The sequence below is a fragment of the Halomonas sp. AOP43-A1-21 genome (assembly GCF_052376775.1).
Classification (GTDB): Bacteria; Pseudomonadota; Gammaproteobacteria; order Pseudomonadales; family Halomonadaceae; genus Vreelandella; species Vreelandella colorata.
Genome location: NZ_JBQSWC010000074.1, coordinates 1 through 2,686 on the forward strand (window position 1 = coordinate 1; position 2,686 = coordinate 2,686).

The 2,686-nt window shown below is 59.0% G+C and carries 4 protein-coding genes; all 4 read left to right on the top strand.

Annotated elements, in window-relative coordinates:
• Positions 1-85: 85 nt before the first annotated feature.
• From tnpA to ACT3R7_RS20545, 4 genes are read left to right on the top strand one after another with little or no spacing between them, the layout of a single operon-like run.
• Positions 86-376 carry an IS66 family insertion sequence element accessory protein TnpA gene (tnpA, locus tag ACT3R7_RS20530; RefSeq protein ID WP_022519766.1) on the top strand — a complete coding sequence of 97 codons (291 nt, stop codon included), beginning with the start codon at positions 86-88 and terminating at the stop codon, positions 374-376.
• Positions 373-717: an IS66 family insertion sequence element accessory protein TnpB gene (tnpB, locus tag ACT3R7_RS20535; protein WP_016915087.1), complete on the top strand. Its 345-nt coding sequence runs from the start codon at positions 373-375 to the stop codon at positions 715-717. The genes tnpA and tnpB overlap by 4 nt, the downstream gene beginning before the upstream one ends.
• Before the next feature lie 28 nt (positions 718-745).
• Positions 746-2,398, top strand: coding sequence for an IS66 family transposase (gene tnpC, locus ACT3R7_RS20540; RefSeq protein WP_022519765.1), 1,653 nt, complete (start codon positions 746-748; stop codon positions 2,396-2,398).
• Positions 2,388-2,657, top strand: a complete 270-nt coding sequence (locus ACT3R7_RS20545) for a hypothetical protein (RefSeq protein WP_022519664.1) — start codon at positions 2,388-2,390, stop codon at positions 2,655-2,657. The genes tnpC and ACT3R7_RS20545 overlap by 11 nt, the downstream gene beginning before the upstream one ends.
• The last annotated feature ends 29 nt before the right edge of the window (positions 2,658-2,686 follow it).

Sequence of the window (2,686 nt, forward strand, 5' to 3'; positions counted from 1 at the left end):
GTAAGCGTTCATTCTAAGACGTCCTGCCGCCCGGCTGACATTCGCCCTACAGTAACCTCACATTTGCCCACACGAGGTTACCCCCATGAGAAAGCACCGCACCCCGGAACAGTGGCAGGCCCTGGTTGACCAGCATCGTGACAGTGGTCTGTCAGCTTCGCAGTTTTGTAAACAAGAGAACATTGGCTATTCCAGCTTCTGCAACTGGCGAAAGCGCCTGTCCGATCAGCCGACCGATAATTCGACAGACTCTGGAGAAGCCAGCTTTCTCGATTTGTCGTCACTGATGGGCACGTCGCCATCATCCGGCTTAGGCTGGAATATTGTGCTCAGCCTGGGTAACGGCGTCGAGCTACGGCTGAGCCAGAACGGATGATCGGGCTCGATAGCCAGGCGCGCATCTGGCTATGTACCGAACCCACAGACATGCGCAAATCCTTCCGGGGCCTGAGCGCCCTGGTTCGGAATCAGTTGAAGCACGACCCGCTCAGTGGCCAGTATTTCGTCTTCGTCAATCGTCGCAAGACCCAGATGAAGATGCTGTACTTCACCGCCACCGGTTATTGCCTGTGGGCCAAGCGCCTGGAGCAGGGCCAGTTCCGGGTGCCGTTATCCGCCTCCGGGCAGCGAGCCCTGACCCTGACGGATCTGCAACTGCTGATCGATGGCATCGAGGTGCAGAAATATCGCCAGTTCAAGCGTTTTCGAGGGGTATAGAAGGCCGACTTTCGATATAATATCGGCCATGAATTCAACCGCTTCCGCTCCTTCTTCCAATGCACCTTCCTACTCGGCTCTGGCCGAGGAGAATGCCGTGTTGCGGGAGCAGTTGGGAGCCCAGGCAGAAGCGATTCGTCAGCTGACGCATCAACTGGACTGGTTCAAAAAGCAGCTGTTCGGTCCCAAATCCGAGAAGCAGGTGTTCGATCTTCCCGGGCAGGACAGCTTGTTCCAGCCAGAGGAAGCGCCGCTACCGGCGCCGCCTGCTGACGAAGAAGAACGCCCCATCAAGGCCTATCAGCGTGGCACCGGCAAGAAGCAGCGCGACGATGGCTGCCTGAACGACACCGGTCTGCGCTTTACCTCTGATGTGCCGGTGGAAGTCATAGAGTATCTGCCGCCAGAGCTGACAGGGCCGGAGGCCGATCAGTACGAAGTAATCGGCAGTAAGACCACCTACCGGCTGGCCCAGCGGGCCTCCAGTTACGTGGTGCTGAAGGTGGAGCGCCCGGTGTTCCGGCGCAAGGGGAGTGACAAGCCCATCACCACGCCGGCCCCGTTCAACGTGCTGGACAACAGCCTGGCCGATGTCAGTCTGCTGGCCGGGTTGCTGGTGGACAAGTTCCAGTTCCACCTGCCGCTGTACCGTCAGCACCAGCGCATCCAGCAAGCCGGTATCACAATCAGCCGCAGCACCCTGACCAATCTGGTCAAGCGCGTGATCGACCTGCTTCGGCCCATTGTGGATGCCCAGACCGACAACGTGCTGCGCAGTCGGGTGCTGGCCATGGATGAAACGCCGATCAAGGCCGGTCACCAGGGTCGGGCGGGCCCGCAAAAAGGCAAGTTGAAATCCGGCTGGTTCTGGCCGTTATACGGCGATGCCGACGAGGTGGTGTTCACCTACTCGAACAGCCGTGGGCGTGCCCACATCGAAGCCATCCTCAGCGAATCGTTCAACGGCACGCTGATCAGTGACGGCTACGCGGCCTATGCCCGCTACGCTGCTGCCCAAGAGAACGTCACCCACGCCCAGTGCTGGGTGCATAGCCGCCGTTATTTTATCGAGGCGCAGAAGGATCACCCGGAAACCGTCACCGAGGCCCTGCAACGAATCGCAGCGCTGTACCGGAATGAAGAAACCATCAGAACCCACGGGCTGACTGGCGAGAAGAAACGTCAGTACCGGTTGGAACACTCGAAACCGGTCGTTAGCGGCTTCTTCCAGTGGTGCCGGGATCAGTTGGCGTCAGGCGGCCTGGTGCCGAGCGATCCACTGACCAAAGCTCTGAACTACGTGCTCAGCCGGGAAGCCAGCCTGAGCGTATTCCTGGAAAACCCAGACGTGCAGCCAGACACCAACCACCTCGAGCGGGCACTACGCCCCATTCCCATGGGCAAGAAAAACTGGATGTTCTGCTGGACTGAATTGGGGGCGGAACACCTGGGCATCATCCAGAGTCTGATCAGCACCTGCAAGCTGCACAATATTACCCCCTACACTTACCTGGTGGACGTGCTGCAACGCATCAGCCAGCATCCGGCCAGTGACGTCAGCGACCTGACGCCTCGTCTCTGGAAAACCCGGTTCGCCGAGAATCCGCTACGGGCGCTGATCGATCCACGCCATCCTGACCGACAGAACAAACAGCCGGAGGCCACCGTTCATGCGCATTGACGACATGAGCATCGACCAGTTGCTGGAACTGAATCAATACATCTGCCGGCGAATTGATGAACTGCGTGACCGGGAGAACCTCCAGGCGCTGAGCCAGTTGCGGGTGGGCCTGAAAGTGACCTTCGAGAGCCGGGAAGGCCCCGTGCTGGGGATTGTCACCAAGATCAACCGCAAGAGCGTGATCGTGCTGGATGAGGATGGCAGGAAGCAGTACAAGGTCTCGCCGGAGTTATTGAGACCTCTCCGGGACGTGAAGTAGGTCAACTACGTCTTGGAATGAACGCTTAC